Origin of the sequence: Nocardia sp. NPDC059228 (assembly GCF_042754245.1) — a bacterium.
GTDB lineage: Bacteria > Actinomycetota > Actinomycetes > Mycobacteriales > Mycobacteriaceae > Nocardia.
The window spans coordinates 157119-172173 of sequence record NZ_JBHZAL010000010.1; the positions used below are offsets into that span (position 1 = coordinate 157119).

Here is a 15055-nt window from a genome sequence, read left to right on the forward strand (position 1 = left end):
TACGACATGATCCGTTGAACATCCATCAAAGGAGATGTGCGATGCAGGTTAGGTCAGCAGTGGTCACCGGCGGCGCAGTGGTCGCTGGGTTGTTCGCAAGCCTGGTTCCGGGTGTGGCCCACGCCGATTTCATCGATCCGGCGCCCTACGTGGACGCCAATGGGGTGGCGTGGTTCAGCATGGCGGGAAACAACTGTTCGATCACTCCGAATGGTGTTGTGGGATGCGATCTTCCGACTCCGGCGTCGATCATGTCGATGACGATCGCGGGTATGACGATCCCGGTGCCCTACGTGCCGGCCGTTGCCATCGACACGGCGTACTTTCCCTCGCACCCGCAGTGGAGCTCCAATGGCAGCCACACTCAGCAGGGCGGCAATCCCGCGATCGTGCCGGGGGTCGATCAGTACACGACGTCGGTCTACTACGCCGGAGCCACGTGCACGGTTTCGGTCCGCAACGACGTGGTGTGCTCGGGGATGAGTCACGAATTCCGCGTCGCGGGGTTGCAGGCGTACGGAAACTGAACCAGGGAAATCGGATCGGTCGCCCGCCTCACTGATAGGAAGTGTCTCGAAGTGTGTGATGGGGTGGCATCGCGGTGCGGTGCCACCCCATCAGCATTTTGGTGAAAGCTGTTGCCCACGTTCGCATATTCACGGATGTGTCGGGGAAGAACGCCTGACCGGAGCGTTCGTCACACCCTCAGTGATCGTGTGGAGCAGCCGTTCCGCCGGACCGCGACGGAACCGGCTGCGCCACAGAGTCGCCAGCACCAGGGAACCGATGGCGAGTAGTGCCAGTAGTTCCCAGCCCGGGCCGTGGATGCCGCCCGGCGGTGCGCTCGCGTTCTCGTCGGGTATCGGCACCAGGACGCTGACCGCCACCACCTGCAGGATGTAGAGGCTCAACGCGCAGGAGCCCGCGGCGATCAAGGGCCGCAAGGCGAGACCGGCACGCGGGACCAGTGCCATCAGGACACCGATCACCAGGAAGGCGACACCGATCGCGCCGAACACCTCGAACGGGGTGCCGCTGTGCGGGGTGGCGACGGTCAGCCACCACCAGCTCGTTGTCGCCACCGCGCCGAAACCCGTCATGTCGATGATCCGGCCCGGATCGAAGTCGGTGACCCCGGCCTGAGTCAAACCCGCGGTGAGCAGGTCGACCAGGTGCGCGCGTCCGCCCAGCGGGCGCTGCGCCAGCCACGAACCGCCGTATCCGAGCAGCACCAGCAGCACACCGACACCGATCACCGGCAGCGGCCGGAGTGCGCGAATCCCCCAGCGGCCCAGGGCCATACCGGCGAAGACGAACGGCATCCAGGTGAGCGCCGGGTACCCGCCGGTGAGCACCAGCAGCCGGCCAACCTGCCGCAGACCCGACCACGAGGTGAACATCTCGAAGACGGGGTCGCCGCCGGAAGCGTTCTGGTGCATGTGGCTTCGGATGACGAAGGACAGGATCGGTCCGGCGATCGCCCACACCGCCGCGAGTATCGCGAGCGACCGGGCATCCAGCCGCAGGGCGGGCAGGGCCAGCAGGAAGAACAGGCCGTAGTAGGTCAGGATGATCATGATTCCGATGCCGGAATGCAGTTGCGCCAGCGCCAGACCCAGCAGCGCGACCAGCACGGCTCGGGAGCCGATGCGAATCAGGCTGCGGCGGGCCGCGATCCCGGTGGCAGGGTGCGCCCCGCCGGACATGAGCGCCAGCGACACGCCCGCCAATACCGCGAACAGCGCGGCCGACCGGCCCTCGAAGACCGTCAGCCAGGACGCGCCCGGCTGGCGCCGCGCCGGCCCGACATGCACCGCGAACATGCCCAGCACCGCGATGCCCCGCGCCGCGTCGAGCGCGAGGACGCGCGGCAGCGAATTCAAAGCATCCGATTCTTGCGGCACGGTGACCGATGCCGGCGATCTCATAACCTTGCCCACCTCCAGGATTTCGACTGCTAGTGACAGCGAGGCTAATTCGGCACACACGAGAAATTCGAGCCCAATGCCCGCTTCGCGGAAGAAATAGCCGAAAGAGTTAGTTCCCAGCTAACCAGAAGGGTTAGGCGAGAACTCGCGAGCTACGCCTCGAGGATGGCATCCAGCTCGATGATGTCGATCAACCAATGGCTCCGGCAGTGGTGAGGGCGGGCCACGGGCTCGCCCTCACCGCTTCGAGAAAGAACCTAGTCGCGCAGGAGAAGCGCGAGGTAGAGGCGGGTGGCCACGGCGTCGAATTGTTCTGCGGCGGGATCGGAGTAGGTGCGTGCGCCGGGGATGTCGGCGGCGTACGCACGAGCGGCCTCGGCCAGCGCACCCATGATGCCTGCCGATCGCTGGATGGCGGACTTCTCGGCCCACGCCAGGGAGCGGGCCGATTCGGGCAGCAGCCGTTCGCAGGCGATGCGGACGCACAGCTTGTCGGCGGGGGCTCCATCGTGCGGGCCGAACAGTGCTGGGGGCGCGAGGGTTTGGGCGAATTCCCAGAAGCGGACGGTTTGGAAGACGTGCACGATATGGTCGGCGCGGTCACCCAGGATGCGGGAATAGAAGTCCGGGACGAGCCGGTCGACGGTGAAGTTGTGGGCGGATTCCGTGCGGGTGATGCGGTCGAGTTCCGCGGTGGCCTCGGGTGAATCGATCGGATACGCAAGGGTTTTGCCGCCCGCGAAAATGGCGTCCGCGCCGCTGCCGGTCAGGATCGGGCCGGTGACGCCGAGACGATCCAGGACCGGCTGGATGGCGAGCATCGGGACGGCGTACGAAACCTCCCACAGCTCGGGCACTTTCAGGCGCTCCAGCGATTCCCGCGCCAACGCCGCCACGGCGGGGCCGTCCAGTTCGACGAGGTCGTGCGGCAGGCCGAGGGCGGTGGCGGCGGCCGTGGCGTTGGCGCGGTCGGTGCCGTCGGGGGTCAGCACGGTGAGAGCGTGCGGGCGATGGCCCAGGGCGACGGCGGTGGCGGCCAGGAAGATCGAGTCGACGCCGCCGGACAGCAGGATGACCGGGTCGGCGGGCATGGCCTCGAACACCGCGCGCAGCCGGTCCCGGGTCTCGGCCGCCACCAGTTCGGCGGCGTGCCCGGGATCGGTGAGACGGCGTGAATCCGGGTCGGGGGTGGCGATATCGCGCAGGTCCGCGACGAATTGCATGGGTGCGCCGCTCTGGGCGGCGGGGGCGGTGTGTGCTGCGTCCGGTCGTCCCACGCGGCTCAGCCTACTGTGGCGCGGCACCGGCTCGGATTCCCAGCTGGCACATAGGTCGGACCCATGGCCCGCCCACATAGGGGCTTTTGGATAGGAGTCACGGCAGGCCGGTCGGCCCGCCGTCCCTCCGAGAAAGGTTCTGCGCGTTGAAATCCTCGTCTGTGACCCCGTCCCGCCTGCGCCGCGTGACCGCCCGCATCGCCGTGGCCGGTGCGCTCGCCGCGGTGCCGGTGGCCGCGCTGGCCATCCCCGCTTCGGCCGCCACCACCGACTCCGGGATTCCGGTGGTCAGCCAGATCGCCGACCCGGATTGGAATCACGATCGCGGCGGCGACAACCAGGACCGCCACGACCGCCCCGGCGACCAGGATCGGCACGACCGGCCCGGCGACCAGGATCGCGGCCCGGATCAGCCGCAGCCCCAGCCCGAGCCGCAGGCCCAGCCGCAGCCGCCGACCGGCTCGTTCGGCTGACCGTCACCGCCGCGGGCAGACCGCCGCCGTGCGCTCAGCCCGCGGCGGGCAGGCGCACGGTGAATTCGGTACGGCCGGGGCGGCTTTCGACCGCGATGGCGCCGCCGTGCGCCTTCACCACCGCCGCCACGATGGACAGGCCGAGCCCGGTGCTGCCGGCGCGCCGCGAGCGCGACGAATCACCGCGCGCGAAGCGTTCGAAGACCTCCGGCTGCAGTTCCGTGGGAATGCCCGGTCCATCGTCGGTGACCCGCCAGATCGCCCCGCCCCGGCCGTCCCCGGCCAGGGCGGTGGTGACCCGGGTGCCGGGTCCGGTGTGCACGCGCGCATTGGCGAGCAGGTTGGCCAGCACCTGGTGCAGGCGGGCCGTGTCGCCGGTGACCACGATCGGCTCGGGCGGTAGTTCCAGCGCCCACTGCAGATCCGGGCCGGCGATGTGGGCGTCGCTGACCGCGTCCACGGTGAGCCGGGTCAGGTCCACCGGCGCGCGCTCGATCCCCCGCCCGGCGTCCAGGCGAGCCAGCAGCAGCATGTCCTCCACCAGGGTCGTCATGCGCCGCGACTCGGAGTCGACGCGGCTCATGGCGTGCGCGACCACCGGCGGCAGCGTATCCCGTTCCCGCAGCGCCAGTTCCGCGTAACCGCGGATGGAGGACAGCGGGGTGCGCAGTTCGTGGCTGGCGTCGGCCAGGAACCGCCGGATCCGGGTCTCGCTGGCGTGCCGGGCCTCGAGCGCACCGGCGATGTGGTCGAGCATGCGGTTGATGGCCATACCGAGCTGACCGACCTCGGTACGAGCGTCGGCGTCGGCGACCGGAACCCGCACGGGCAGCGTCACTTCCCCGCGATCCAGCCGCAGGTCCGCGACCCGCGCGGCGGTGGCGGCGACCCGATCCAGCGGGGTCAGGGCGCGCCGGATGAGCCAGATGCCCGCGGAGGTCGCCACCACCAGGACCACGGCGGTGGCGATCAACAGGATCAGCAGCACCCGCATGAGGGTGGCGTCGACCGAGTCCAGCGGCAGGCCGGTGATCACCGTCTTGCCCGACCAGGTGGTCTCGGCGAGCACGCGATAGTGGCCCTGGCCCTCGATATCCATCGAGACGGGCTTGCCGGGAGTGACGGCGGCCAGCTGCTTGCGGGCCGACTCCGACAGGGCGGACTGCACGCCGTCGTTGCCGACGCGGCCCGCGCTCACCGAGTGGTCGCGGTCCACGAGCGCGCCGACCGTATCCGGTTGGATGCTGCGGCGATTCAGGAATTCCGGTCCCGGACCGGACGATTCGCCTGTCGAGGGCAGCGGGCCGGGGGCATTGTGCTGGTCCGGCGGCGGGCCGAGGCTGGGACCGCCACCCACGTCGCCGAGAGCATGCTCGGTCGTCTCGGTGAGGTCGACGTCCACCTGGTGCACCAGGAACTGTTGCAGCGCAAGCTCGGTCGCGATGCCGATGCCCGCGACCACGGCCACCAGCAGCACCACCTGTCCGACCAGCAGCCGCCTGCGCAGCGACCAGCGGCGGCGGGCCCTCGGCTCGGCGGGCCGGCCCGAGGGTACGGGGAGCTCGTTCACGGGCTCTTCGCGTCGATTCATGGACTCACCCCGCCCGTTCGTGGAGGGACCGAGCTCGGATTCGCCGAGCTCACGGGTGGACTCACTGAGCCGGCTTGAGGACATAGCCCGCACCTCGCAGTGTGTGGATCATCGGCGCGCGGCCGCTGTCGATCTTCTTACGCAGATAGGAGACATACAGTTCGACGATGTTGGAGCGGCCGCCGAAGTCGTAGCTCCAGACCCGGTCCAGGATCTGCGCCTTGCTCAGTACCCGGCGCGGGTTGCGCATGAACAGCCGCAGCAGCTCGAATTCCGTTGAGGTCAGCACGATGTCGACGCCGTCGCGGGTGACCTCGTGACTGTCCTCGTCGAGCATCAGATCGCCGACCACCAGCCGCGAGCCGCTGTCCTCGCTCGCGATGCCCGCGCGCCGCAGCAGCGCCCGCAGCCGCAGCACCACCTCGTCGATGCTGAAGGGCTTGGTGACGTAGTCGTCGCCGCCCGCGGTGAGGCCGGCGATCCGGTCCTCGACCGAATCCTTGGCGGTCAGCAGCAGGACCGGCAGATCCGGGAGCAGGTGGCGCAGCCGGTCGAGCACCTCGAGACCGGTCATATCGGGCAGCATCACATCGAGCACGACCACATCGGGCCGCAGCTCGCGCGCCTTGGCGACGGCCGTGCGCCCATCCCCGGCGGTGCCGACGGTCCAGCCCTCGTAACGCAGTGCCAGGGCGAGCAATTCGGCCAGCGCCGGTTCGTCGTCCACCACGAGCACGCTGACGGGACTGCCGTCGGCACGACGCATGGCGGAGCGCTCGATCGGGGTGTTTCCCGAGGTCAGAACTGACATTGTTACAGCGTCGGGGAGATCGCTGGGCCGAAGCTGTACCGAAGCTATGGGTCAGCTGTGAGACCTGTGCGCCGGCTGTGCGCGCCGGTTCAGTGTTCGGGCAGGACCGCACCGTGCGGATGCGGATGCTCGACGCGGCGAGTCGGACCTCGGCAGACCTGCGGTGCCGCCGCAATCTGCGTGCGGACCGCAGGAAATCGAGCCGAGGTCGGTACGGCGCGTCCGGAGGCGAGGTCAAATCGCTTGCCCCACATCGGTGGCCACCAAATGATCCAGGGCGCGTTCGGCCAGGGCCGCGATGGTCATCGACGGGTTGCAGGCGGCGGTGTTGCCGGGCATGAGCGCGCCGTCGAGGACGTACAGGCCGGGTTGGCCGTGCACGCGGCCGTCCAGGTCGCACACCGTGCCCATGCTCGCACCGCCCAGCGGATGCCAGGTGGAGGGGAACGCGAGATTGGTGTCGAGCAGCACGCTCGACGGTCCGGCGATGCGTTGCACCGCGGGGCCGATGTGGTTGTCCTGGATGGCGGCATCGCCGTCTGCGGGCCAGTGCAGGGTGGCGGCATCGGTCGCCGAGTCGTAGCGAAACTCGCCGCGGCCGGTGCTGAGGCCGTAGCCGACCATCATGGTGCTGTGCGCGTCCATCGACAGCGGCGGAATGGACGCCTGGATGACGGTGTGCGCATTGTCCGGGTCATCCCAGTTCAGGCTGCCGTAGACGACCGGACCGCCCTGGGCGGGGCCGAATTCCTCGGTGGGAGCGGACCAGACGTAGATGCGGTCGGCATTGGTGCCCCACCCGCGGCCGAGATCGTCAGGGAGATCGGGGATCTGGCCCCTGGCCCCCGCACGCACCAGCAGACGGGTGGTATTGAGGCTGCCCGCGGCCATGACCAGGGCATTGGTGGTGAGGATCTTGTTCTCCAGCACCGTGCCCGCGGTATCGGTGCGGTTCACGTGCACGATCCAGCGGCCGTCCGGCGCGCGCTCGATGTCGGTGACCTCGTGCAGGGTCTCGACGGTGACGCGGCCGGTGGCCTCGGCGGCGGCGATATAGGTGACGTCGACCGAGTGCTTGCCGCCATTGTTGACGCCCATGGCCCCGTCACCGTTGGTGTAGGAGGGGGCCATCTCGCCGCGGAGTTCGGCGAGTGCGAAGTTCCAGTCGATGGGCATGGGAATCTTCGACAACGGCAGGCCGGCGCGGCGGACGTGATCGGCGAAAACCCTTGCGGCGGTGTAGTTCGGCGTGTTGATCAGTTCGTCGGGGGCCACGGCCAGACCGAGCATGCGGGCGACCCGGGGGTAGTAGACGGAATTCAGGGATGCCCAGTCGAGTCCGTCCGGGAAGTGAGCGCTGAAGACCGCCTCCGTGGGCTGCAGCGACATGCCCTGGTAGACAAGCGATCCGCCGCCCAGACCCGCCGCGCACAGGGCGGTCATGTTCTGCCCCGCCACTGCCTCGACGAGACCGGTGTACTTGTCGAAAGCCACCGGCTTGCCGAACAATTCGGGACTCGAGCGATGCCACAGCATACGTTTGTCCGGTGCGGTGGCATGCGGGAAGGTCCGCGCGTTCGGTCCGGTGGGCCAGCGCAGTCCGCGCTCGAGCAGCAGCACCTGGACGCCGGCTTCGGCCAGGCGCAGGGCGGTGACACCGCCGCCGAAACCCGAGCCGATGACGATGACCCGATGGTCTTCTCGGGTGAGCTCCACCCGCTGGACCCGGGCGGCGATTCCTGCGCGGGCGACCGGCGCGGTCGCGAGCAGAGCAGCGGTGACGGCCGCTCCGGACAGCAGGGAGCGACGCGAGATATCTGGCATTGGACACCTTGGAAGGTTCGTGCGGACTCGACGAGTAACCCGGTTACTCAAGTAACGGCGTTACTGTAACTGCATGGCCAAGGAGACGGAAGAGGCATTACGGGCACGGATCCTGCTCGAGGTCCGCACCCTGCTCGAATCCGACGGCTACGACGCCGTCCAGCTGCGCGAAGTCGCGCGCCGCGCCCGCGTCTCGCTCACCACCATCTACAAGCTCTTCCCCACGCGCGACGAGTTGCTCGTCTCCGCCATCGAAGCCTGGATGGAGGACAACACCTACATCCCGATGGAATCCCCGCCCCCCGGCGAATCCATCCGCGACGGCCTGCTCCGCGTCATCCGCCACGTCTTCGATCCCTGGGAACGCCACCCGATCATGCTCGAGGCCTATCACCGGGCCCGCATCGGTCCGGCCAACCAACGCCTCGACAATCACGGCCTGGACGCCGTCCTCCCCATCGCCGCCGCCGTACTCGCCGGCGCCGAGCCCCGCTACCTCGAGGACATCGCCGTCGTCCTCTCCAACATGACCTTCTCCCTGCTCGGCCAATGCGCCGACGGCACCCTTCAGGTCTCCGAAGTCCTTCCGATCCTCGAACGCGCCGTCTACCGCCTGACGGCCAACAACGAGCCCGAGGCTTCCGAGGCCCTCCGTCGCCGCGAATCGGCCACCGCGCTCCCCCTGCGCCCCGACGTGGCCGCGCCGTTCCGTCGCGCCCCTACGGATTCCCCTGCGCCACAACAGCCCTGACGCTCCCCCGCACCCGGCTCGAGCCCTTTGCACGGTAGCGTTCGGATGTCGAATCCGAGGAAAGGCTCTCCACCCTATGGGCAATAGCTGGCTGCGTCACCTGTCCCCTTCACCGAGGAATGGCTCCCACAAGTTGGTCTGCTTTCCCCACGCCGGCGGATCCGCCCTCGCTTTCGGACCATTGGCCGAGTCCGTCGGTTCGGAGTTCGACGTTCTCGCCGTTCAATATCCGGGACGGCAGGACAGAAGGCACGAACGACTCGTGGGCGATATCTCAGGGCTCGTCGACGGCCTGCTTCCCGAGGTGATCGAGGCGGTCGGGGATGCCGAGAATTTTTCCGTGTTCGGCCACAGCATGGGATCCGTCGTGGCCTTCGAGGCGTGCAGGCGGCTCGAGGATGAGGTAGGGGCAACGGCGACAGTGCTGTTCGCTTCCGGCCGCTGCGCTCCGTCGGCGACACAAACCGGGCGGGTGCATCTGCTCGGCGATCGAGAACTGTGTGAACAGTTGCTTCAGATCGGCGGTACGCCCGCGGTATTGCTCGAGGATCCCGACTTTCGGGAATTGATCCTGTCGATCGTCAGGAACGACTACCGAGCCATCGAGACCTACACGTGCACGACGGACGCAACAGTCAAGTCCCCCATCGTCGCACTGATCGGCGACCGCGACCCCGACGCGAGTTTCGCGGACATCCAGGCGTGGAGCGCACACACCTCCGGAAGCTTTGCCGCGCAATCGTTTCCGGGCGGTCACTTCTTCATAGATGCGAACAGCCGAGCGGTCGGGCAGCTGATCCGCGAGCACACCTCGGCAGCGTGAACTGACCTGCCGGGGACACGACCCAGCAGATCACTGGTGTGAGCGTGCTGCTGCTTCCCGGTATCGGGCGAGCAATTCCGGCGACGGGTCTGCAGTAAAGGTGCGGGTGGTGGCCAATGGCCAGGCAGGGGGCTGCGGGGCCGACGACATCACCCACGCGGCTTGGCGAGCGGCTCCTGCGGCGACGTATTCACCTGGAACGGGAACATCGACGGGCACCCCGAACACCGCCGGCGCGATGGCGCACACGGCTGCCGAGCGTGCACCGCCACCGGTCAGCGTGACCCGGTCGACGGGCACCGAACCACGACGGAACACGTCGGCAGCGGCGGCGGTCAGGCACAGCAGCGACTCCACCGCCGCCCGGGCGATATTCTCCCGGGTCATCGACTCCATCGTCATGCCGTACAAAGAGCCGGTGGCGTGGGGAAGATTCGGCGTCCGTTCGCCTTCCAGGTAGGGCACCTGCACCAGCCCGCCCGCGCCGGGTGCCGCCGCCAGCGCCAACGCCGACAGCTCGTCGAGATCCACACCGAGGACGGTGGCAGTCGCCTCGAGGATCCTGGCGGCGTTGAGCGTGCACACCAGTGGAAGAAAACGACCGGTAGCGTCGGCGAAGCCCGCCACCGTGCCCGACGGGTCCCGGACCGGCGTGGTCGTGACGGCGGCGATCACGCCCGAGGTACCCAGCGAGAGCATCACCTCACCGGCCTGCAGTCCCAAACCCAGCGCTGCGCCGGCGTTGTCGCCGCACCCGGGCCCGACGATCATCTCCGACCGGCCCAGCGCAGGGTCGGAGGTGCCCGCCGGCGCCGTCGGCGCCGCGACGGCCGGCAACACGATGCCCTGCGCGTGGGTCTGGCTGTACCGCAAGGCCATTGCCAGCAGCTCACGCCGGTAGACACCGGACACCGGATCGAAATAGCCGGTGCCCGACGCTTCGCTGCGGTCGGTGACCAGGTCGTCGAGCGATTTCGCACCGCGCAACCGCCAGGTCAGCCAATCATGGGGCAATGCGATCGCCGCGATACGGGCGGCGTTGGCGGGCTCGTGGTCGGCGAGCCAGCGCAGTTTCGTGATGGTCACCGACGCGACCGGTGCGGTGCCGACCGCGTCGACCCAGCGCCGCACACCTGCGTCGTGATCGCCGTCGCCCATTTCGTGAACGAGGTCGCGTGCGGCAGCAGCGGATCGGGTGTCGTTCCACAGCAACGCCGGACGGATCACCGCACCGCGGGCGTCGAGGCAGACGAGTCCGTGCTGCTGCCCGCCGACCGAGACCGCGGCCACGTCGTCGAGGCCGCCGGCCTGCTGTATCGCCGATTGCAGTGCCTGCCACCAATATTCGGGATCGACCTCGGTGCCGGGCGGGTGCGGGGCGGCGCCCGAGCGCACCGGCCGGCCGCTGTCGGCGTCGCGGATGACAACCTTGCAGGATTGGGTCGAGGAATCGATCCCGGCTACGAGTGTCATGGCCTCATCCGATCACATGCTCGACGGCGAGCTGGTGCAAGCGCACGAAACCGTAGTCGCGCGTCGCGGCGGTGTCGGGGTTGAACAGTCGGTCTCGGGCCGCCGCGAACGCCTGTACCGATTCACCCGCGCCCAGTGTCGGCTGGGCGAGATCGAACACCCCGGCGTGTGTCATCGCCTCCTGCACGCGAGAGTCGGCCCGGAATGCGCGGGCCTTGTCGGCCAGCATCAGGTACGTCGACATGTTCGCGCGTGCCGATTCCCACACCCCGGGCATGTGTTCGGTGCGTGAGGGTTTGTAGTCGAAGTGCCGGGCCCCGGTGTAGCGCGGACCGTCGGGGTAGCCGGGGAACCCGTTCTCGAGCAGGTCCACGGTGAAGAACGCCGACATCAGATCGCCGTGGCCGAAGACCAGGTCCTGGTCGTATTTCGCGCCGCGCTGCCCGTTGAGGTCGATGTGGAACAGCTTGCCGCTCCACAACGCCTGCCCGATCGCGTGGGTGTAGTTGAGTCCCGCCATCTGCTCGTGCCCGGTCTCGGGGTTGACCCCGACGAGATCGGCATGGTCGAGCTCCGCGATCAGCGCGAGGGCGTGTCCCACGGTCGGCAGCAGGATGTCGCCGCGCGGTTCGTTGGGTTTGGGCTCCAACGCTATTCGCAGGTCGTATCCCTGCGCCTCGATGTAGGCCGCGACGGTGTCGATGCCCTCCTTGTACCGTTCGAGCGCGGCGTAGAGGTCCTTGGATCCGTCGTATTCACTGCCCTCACGGCCGCCCCACATGACGAAGGTGGTGGCATCGACCTGTCCGGCCAGATCGACCGCGTGCAGGATCTTCCGCAACGCGAAGCGCCGGACCGCCCGGTCGTTGGCGCACAGTCCGCCCTCCTTGAAGACCGGATGGGTGAAGGTGTTGGTGGTGACCATCTCGATTGCCAGCCCAGCGCGATCGGCCGCGTCCTTCACCCGGGCGACCCGCCGCTGCTGAATGGCCTCGTCGGCATCGAATGGGTAGATGTCGTTGTCGTGGAAGCTGATTGCCCAGGACCCGAGCTGGGCCAGCCCGTCGACGTAGTCCCACGGAGCCAGTGTCGGACGGGTCGCGGCACCGAACGGATCGGCGCCGCTCCAGCCGACTGTCCACAGTCCGAACGAGAACCTGTCCTGCGGGGTGGGTTGGCGGGACATCGCACGATCCTCTCATTTGTTTATCCGCTGAACTTAATCGGCCGATGGGTTACGGTCAATATGTGAATCGAGGTTCTTCGCTGGCTGAACGCACAGCACCGACCAGCGCCCGCCAGAGATCGCTCCGCGCGGCGAACTTGGCGTTGGTGCTGACCACGGTGCTGCAGAACCCGGCGGGTGTGTCGCGCGCGAGTATCGCCTCGGCGACCGGCATGACCCGAGCCACAGCGTCTCGCCTGGTCGACGAGCTGGTCGCCGGTGGCATCCTCGCCGAGCTGCCGCGCGCGGCCGCACCGAGCCGCGGGCGGCCGGCGACGCCGGTCATCGCCGGGAGTCGCCTCATCGCCCTAGGGCTGCAGGTGGATACGAATCGTTTGACCGCTCGAGCGATCACGTTGTCCGGGGAGATCGCCGGCGAACGCAGCGAGATCGGCGACTGGCGGAACAGCCGACCCGCCGCCTGCTTGGCCCGACTCGGCGAGCTCAGCACAGAATTGATTACAGCGCTGGCCGAGGACGTGCGAGTCGTCGGGGTCGGCTTGGCGCTGCCCGGGATCGCGCGCGCCGACACCGCCACGCTCATGACCGCACCGAACCTGGGGTGGCCGGAACTGCGTCCCGAGGAGTTCATCGCTGCCGGGGCACGCGCCGGGCTGTCGGTGCGCGTCGGCAACGAGGCGGATCTGGCCGCCCGGGCAGCGGCCGAATACGCACCCGGCCGCCCGGGCGCGGTCCGGAACTTCTTCTACGTGTCCGGCGATACCGGTATCGGCGGGGCGGCGGTGATCGACGGCAAGGTGATGGCCGGACCATACGGGGGCAGCGGCGAAATCGGGCATGTCACCGTCGATCCCGGCGGCGGTGCCTGCGCGTGTGGTTCCACGGGCTGTCTCGAGTTGTATGCCGGCAGGCAGGCACTCGTTGCCGCCGCCGGATTGCCGGCCGGCACCGGCACAGCCGAGCTCGCCGCTCACGCGGTCGCGGGGAACGCCGCAGTTCTGCACTCCCTCGAGCGTGCCGCGTGGGCCCTCGGTATCGCGCTGGCGGCGGCGATCAATATTCTCGGCATACCGGTCATCGTGCTCGGAGGGCATTTGGCAGCGCTGGCCGATTTCCTACTGCCCCCGCTCATCTCACACCTCCACAGCCGGGTGGTGGCAGCACGGTGGATTGCCCCGCGAGTCGAGGTCGCCCGACCGGATACGGCGCCCGGCGCCACCGGTGCCGCGTATCTGGCCTTGGAGGAACTGATCCACGACCCGGCAGGCTGGATCCCCCAGCGAGCAACCGACGGCACCGGCTAGTTCGATCAGCTGCATGCCGGGGAAGTCTGCTGGACCAGCGACAGCGTGGTGCAGGTCCAGTCCTTCTGGACCTTCCATTTCCCATCTTCGGCCACGACCGGTACCAGCACCTGGTTCGGCGCTCCGCCGTTGATGGACACCTGGGCGTCGGCGGTGAGTGCGCCGTTGCCCAAATCGGTCACCTTGGTGACCGTGATGGTGACGTTCATCTGTTTGAAGGCATCGGTCAACCGTTGCGGCAGCATCGGATCGGACTTGATGCCCTGAATCAGGTCCAGCTTCTGCTCGTTGGCGATATTGGGATCCATGAGCTTCTGCAACTCGGCATTGAGATCCGTCGCACCTGGCACGGCCGGATAGCTGCTCTGGGCTGCAGCCACTTTCGACGTGGTCGCCTTGTCCGGCTTGGCTTCGTCCTTATTGCCACTGCCGCAGGCGGAAACCCCAAGAGCTGTCGCAATTGCCAACGTGGCGATCACGATGCGGCCGATCTTCGGAACCATCAACTGATTCTCCTTCATGTTCGAGATGAATTGTCTGACTATGCCGACGCTTCCAGGCGGTTGCGCTGCTGAAGCCGCAGACGCATTCGGGTTGCGCCGGAACGAGATTCGGAGGCTGGATACGGCCGTCATGTTGACGATCGCGACACTGATGCGTTGACTGCGCCTGCGCGGCAGCCGGTGTGACGCGGTCCGGTGCCGCGGGAACTTCATCGAACTCATGCGACGGCATTCAGTGACGCACAGGTCAATTCACGCTGCCCGCCGACTCTTCTCCCTGCGGGAGCCGGGCAGCGTGTACGGCCAGCGCATCATCGGCCATCTGCCCCATTTGCTCGACCTGGGAGCGGAATTGATCCAGGCCGAAGTCGGGCAGCGCGAAGACAAGTTCGTCCTGGCGTGCGATGCCGTCGACGGCGGCACGAGCGACCTCGTCCGGTTCGATCGCCAGTGGGATCACCCCGGTCCCGAACGGCTCCGCTGCATGCTGGCCGAAGACTTCTGGCCGGCTTCGCTGGGAGTCGAGGATCCGGGTGGCCACTTGCCCCGGGCACAGCGTCGTGACGCCGATACCGTCGGGGGTCAACTCGGCTCGCAGTCCTAAGGAGAGGCCGAGAATGGCGTGCTTCGTTGCGCTGTACAGGGCGGTGTGGCTCGTGTCCGGCAGGAAGGCGTGGGCGGACGAAGTGTTCATCACATGTCTCCACCCGCTCGCGCGGCGCATCGCGGGAAGGAATGCGTGCAGGCAGTTCAGCGTGCCTTCCACGTTCACCGACGAGAGCCACCGCCAATCACCGATCGAGGAGTCCGCGACTGCGCCGAACAGTAGGACCCCGGCGTTGTTGCACAGCAGCTCCACCGACCCGAACTCCGCGTAGCTGGCGACCGCGAGCGCGGCGACCGACTCCGGATCGGACACGTCGACGCCGACCCCGATGGCGCGCGCCCCGTGCGAACGGAGCTCCTCGGCCACGCGTTGCGCGCCGGCCTCATCGATGTCGGCAACGACGACCGCCATGCCGCGTGAGGCAAGTTCCGCGACAAGCGCCGCGCCGATTCCACTTGCGGCGCCGGTGACCACCGCAGTACGACCGGCGAAAGGCTCTGATTC

General features: G+C 68.1%; 14 protein-coding genes. 5 read left to right on the forward strand and 9 right to left on the reverse strand.

Features of this window, described 5'->3' with window-relative positions:
• Window positions 1–41 precede the first annotated feature (41 nt).
• Window positions 42–527, forward strand: coding sequence for a hypothetical protein (locus ACFXKA_RS18240; protein WP_379428124.1), 486 nt, complete (start codon window positions 42–44; stop codon window positions 525–527).
• Window positions 528–656: 129 nt separating this feature from the next.
• On the opposite strand, the gene ACFXKA_RS18245 is transcribed toward ACFXKA_RS18240, so the two are convergent.
• The gene (locus ACFXKA_RS18245; protein WP_379428125.1) at window positions 657–1928 is read right to left on the reverse strand and encodes a DUF418 domain-containing protein; all 1272 of its coding nucleotides are present in this window, start codon (window positions 1926–1928) and stop codon (window positions 657–659) included.
• A 257-nt stretch (window positions 1929–2185) separates the two neighbouring features.
• The gene (locus tag ACFXKA_RS18250) at window positions 2186–3205 is read right to left on the reverse strand and encodes an asparagine synthase-related protein (protein WP_379428126.1); all 1020 of its coding nucleotides are present in this window, start codon (window positions 3203–3205) and stop codon (window positions 2186–2188) included.
• Between the two features lie 146 nt (window positions 3206–3351).
• On the opposite strand from ACFXKA_RS18250, the gene ACFXKA_RS18255 reads away from it, so the two are divergent.
• On the forward strand, window positions 3352–3678 hold the full coding sequence (locus ACFXKA_RS18255; RefSeq protein ID WP_354843797.1) for a hypothetical protein: 327 nt from the start codon (window positions 3352–3354) through the stop codon (window positions 3676–3678).
• A 34-nt stretch (window positions 3679–3712) separates the two neighbouring features.
• Here the strand turns inward: ACFXKA_RS18255 and ACFXKA_RS18260 are convergent, their stop codons facing one another.
• From ACFXKA_RS18260 to ACFXKA_RS18270, 3 genes are all read right to left on the reverse strand, one after another.
• The gene (locus ACFXKA_RS18260; protein WP_379428127.1) at window positions 3713–5269 is read right to left on the reverse strand and encodes a sensor histidine kinase; all 1557 of its coding nucleotides are present in this window, start codon (window positions 5267–5269) and stop codon (window positions 3713–3715) included.
• Between the two features lie 61 nt (window positions 5270–5330).
• On the reverse strand, window positions 5331–6080 hold the full coding sequence (locus tag ACFXKA_RS18265; protein ID WP_354843801.1) for a response regulator transcription factor: 750 nt from the start codon (window positions 6078–6080) through the stop codon (window positions 5331–5333).
• A 234-nt stretch (window positions 6081–6314) separates the two neighbouring features.
• On the reverse strand, window positions 6315–7904 hold the full coding sequence (locus ACFXKA_RS18270) for a GMC oxidoreductase (protein WP_379428128.1): 1590 nt from the start codon (window positions 7902–7904) through the stop codon (window positions 6315–6317).
• Window positions 7905–7977: 73 nt separating this feature from the next.
• On the opposite strand from ACFXKA_RS18270, the gene ACFXKA_RS18275 reads away from it, so the two are divergent.
• Both ACFXKA_RS18275 and ACFXKA_RS18280 read left to right on the forward strand, forming a co-directional pair.
• Window positions 7978–8655 carry a TetR family transcriptional regulator gene (locus ACFXKA_RS18275; RefSeq protein WP_379428129.1) on the forward strand — a complete coding sequence of 226 codons (678 nt, stop codon included), beginning with the start codon at window positions 7978–7980 and terminating at the stop codon, window positions 8653–8655.
• Between the two features lie 76 nt (window positions 8656–8731).
• The gene (locus tag ACFXKA_RS18280; RefSeq protein WP_379428130.1) at window positions 8732–9478 is read left to right on the forward strand and encodes a thioesterase II family protein; all 747 of its coding nucleotides are present in this window, start codon (window positions 8732–8734) and stop codon (window positions 9476–9478) included.
• Window positions 9479–9508: 30 nt separating this feature from the next.
• Here ACFXKA_RS18280 and ACFXKA_RS18285 read toward each other — a convergent pair whose 3' ends face one another.
• The gene (locus ACFXKA_RS18285; protein ID WP_379428131.1) at window positions 9509–10951 is read right to left on the reverse strand and encodes an FGGY family carbohydrate kinase; all 1443 of its coding nucleotides are present in this window, start codon (window positions 10949–10951) and stop codon (window positions 9509–9511) included.
• A gap of 4 nt (window positions 10952–10955) precedes the next feature.
• Window positions 10956–12137: a xylose isomerase gene (gene xylA / locus ACFXKA_RS18290; protein WP_379428132.1), complete on the reverse strand. Its 1182-nt coding sequence runs from the start codon at window positions 12135–12137 to the stop codon at window positions 10956–10958.
• Between the two features lie 146 nt (window positions 12138–12283).
• Here xylA and ACFXKA_RS18295 point away from each other — a divergent pair, with 146 nt between their 5' ends.
• Window positions 12284–13441, forward strand: coding sequence for an ROK family protein (locus tag ACFXKA_RS18295; RefSeq protein WP_379428133.1), 1158 nt, complete (start codon window positions 12284–12286; stop codon window positions 13439–13441).
• Window positions 13442–13446: 5 nt separating this feature from the next.
• On the opposite strand, the gene ACFXKA_RS18300 is transcribed toward ACFXKA_RS18295, so the two are convergent.
• Both ACFXKA_RS18300 and ACFXKA_RS18305 read right to left on the reverse strand, forming a co-directional pair.
• Entirely contained in the window at window positions 13447–14166 is a 720-nt protein-coding gene (locus ACFXKA_RS18300) for a hypothetical protein (protein WP_379428134.1), read from the reverse strand.
• A 25-nt stretch (window positions 14167–14191) separates the two neighbouring features.
• Window positions 14192–15025 (reverse strand): SDR family NAD(P)-dependent oxidoreductase, encoded by an 834-nt coding sequence (locus tag ACFXKA_RS18305; RefSeq protein ID WP_379428135.1) that lies wholly within the window; start codon window positions 15023–15025, stop codon window positions 14192–14194.
• Window positions 15026–15055 lie beyond the last annotated feature (30 nt).

Coding starts and splice junctions, on each gene's coding strand:
- ACFXKA_RS18240 (WP_379428124.1), top strand. CDS start 42: ATGCAGGTTAGGTCAGCAGTGGTCACCGGCGGCGCAGTGGTCGCTGGG.
- ACFXKA_RS18245 (WP_379428125.1), bottom strand. CDS start 1,928: ATGAGATCGCCGGCATCGGTCACCGTGCCGCAAGAATCGGATGCTTTG.
- ACFXKA_RS18260 (WP_379428127.1), bottom strand. CDS start 5,269: ATGAATCGACGCGAAGAGCCCGTGAACGAGCTCCCCGTACCCTCGGGC.
- ACFXKA_RS18265 (WP_354843801.1), bottom strand. CDS start 6,080: ATGTCAGTTCTGACCTCGGGAAACACCCCGATCGAGCGCTCCGCCATG.
- ACFXKA_RS18270 (WP_379428128.1), bottom strand. CDS start 7,904: ATGCCAGATATCTCGCGTCGCTCCCTGCTGTCCGGAGCGGCCGTCACC.
- ACFXKA_RS18275 (WP_379428129.1), top strand. CDS start 7,978: ATGGCCAAGGAGACGGAAGAGGCATTACGGGCACGGATCCTGCTCGAG.
- ACFXKA_RS18280 (WP_379428130.1), top strand. CDS start 8,732: ATGGGCAATAGCTGGCTGCGTCACCTGTCCCCTTCACCGAGGAATGGC.
- ACFXKA_RS18285 (WP_379428131.1), bottom strand. CDS start 10,951: ATGACACTCGTAGCCGGGATCGATTCCTCGACCCAATCCTGCAAGGTT.
- xylA (WP_379428132.1), bottom strand. CDS start 12,137: ATGTCCCGCCAACCCACCCCGCAGGACAGGTTCTCGTTCGGACTGTGG.
- ACFXKA_RS18300 (WP_379428134.1), bottom strand. CDS start 14,166: ATGAGTTCGATGAAGTTCCCGCGGCACCGGACCGCGTCACACCGGCTG.